Below are 1,682 nucleotides of genomic sequence, written 5' to 3' on the forward strand. Positions count from 1 at the left end.
GACAAGATCGCCTTCGGCCGACCCGTCGAACCCGACGTGAACATCAGACAGGCGGGATCATCCGGGCCGAGCGGCAGGCCCAGGTTGCCGGGGTTGCGGGACAGGAGCTCACCGGGGGCCTCGGTGTGGGTCTGCCAGGATCCGTCCACCCGGCCCGCGAGGGCCGGCGCGGTGACGAGGTGGCTGATTCCCGCGTCGGTCGCCGCCGAGCGGAGTCGCTCGTCGGGGAAGTCCGGGTCGAGGAGCGTGTACCCCGCCCCCGCCTTGACCACGGCGACGACCGCCGCCGCGAACTCCACCCCGCGCTCCAGCAGCACACCCGCCATGTCTCCGCGGCCCAGGCCGTGGGCGCGCAGGTGGTGGGCCCAGCGGTTGGCCATCGCGTTCAGTTCCGCGTACGACACCTCACGGGCTCCGTCGAGCAGTGCCGTCGCCTCCGGGCGGCGGGCCACCTGCTCCTCGAACCGCTCGACGAGGGTGGCGTCGCCCACCTCGGCGACGGCCCCCGCCCACGGCCCGGTCAGCAGCTCGCGCTCCGAGCCCGACAGCACCTCCAGGGAGGAGAGCGGCAGGGCGGGGTCGTCGAGCACCTGGGCCAGCACCCGGCCGAGCGCCGACGCCATGCGCCGTACCGACTCCTCGTCGAACAGCTCGGCCGCGAAGACGATCGCGCCGTGCAGGCCCCGGCCGTCGTCGGAGCGGAGCAGGAACTCCAGGTCGAACTTCGCCGCCCCGTTCACCAGGCCGGAGACCTCGACGGTACGGACGCCGGGCAGGCGCAGCTCCGGAACACCACCCGCTTCGAGCCCCAGGCAGATCTGGAAGAGGGGGTGGCGCGAGAGGCTCCGGGTGGGGTTGACCGCTTCGAGGACCAGGTCGAACGGCGCCTCCTGGTGCGCGAACGCGTCCAGGTCCGCCGTACGCACCCGGTGCAGAAGGTCACGGAAGCTCGGGTCGCCGGCACTGCTGGTCCGCAGGACCAGCGTGTTCACGAAGAACCCGACCAGGTCCTGCAACGACCGCTCACCACGACCCGCGACCGGAGTGCCGATCGCCAGGTCGGACCCCGCTCCCAGGCGGGTCAGCGCGGCGACCAGGGCGGCGTGCACCACCATGAAGGGCGTGCACCCCTCCGAGCGGGCGAGGACCGCGATGCGTTCGAAGAGGTCCGCGCCGAGGTCGAGTTCGACCTGTCCGCCCCGGTGGGAAGCCCTGGCCGGCCTCGGACGGTCCAGGTTCAGCCCGTGCTCCTCCGGCAACCCCTCCAGCGCCCCGCGCCAGAAACCCAACTCCCGGCCCAGCACGCTCTCCGGATCGTCCGCCGAACCCAGCACCCGGCGCTGCCAGACCGCGTAATCCGCGTACTGGACGGTCAAGGGCTCAAGGACGGAGTCCTCCGTCCCTGCGAGCCGGGCCTCGTAGGCCCGCTGCAGGTCCCCGAAGAACACGGCGTTCGACAGACCGTCCGTCGCGATGTGGTGCACCACCAGCGACAGCACCACCACCCCGTCACCCAGCTCGAACACCACCGCCCGCAGCGGAAGCTCCGCAGCCAGATCGAAGACGCGACCCGCCAGCTCCGCCAGCTCCGCGTCGACGTCGGAGGCGGCGACGCGCCGGCGCTCCACCGACACCCGAGCCGATTCCGGCGGCAGGACCCGCTGACGCGGCTCGCCCTCCAC

Annotated in this window: 1 protein-coding gene; it reads right to left on the bottom strand. The window is 72.7% G+C overall.

The window, feature by feature from the left end; all coding sequences use genetic code 11:
• Window positions 1–1,634, bottom strand: a 1,634-nt coding sequence (locus IE180_RS35890; protein WP_229861265.1) for a condensation domain-containing protein, incomplete at its 3' end; no start/stop codon positions are given.
• Window positions 1,635–1,682 lie beyond the last annotated feature (48 nt).

The sequence above is a fragment of the Streptomyces litmocidini genome, assembly GCF_014649755.1.
Taxonomy (GTDB): Bacteria; Actinomycetota; Actinomycetes; order Streptomycetales; family Streptomycetaceae; genus Streptomyces; species Streptomyces litmocidini.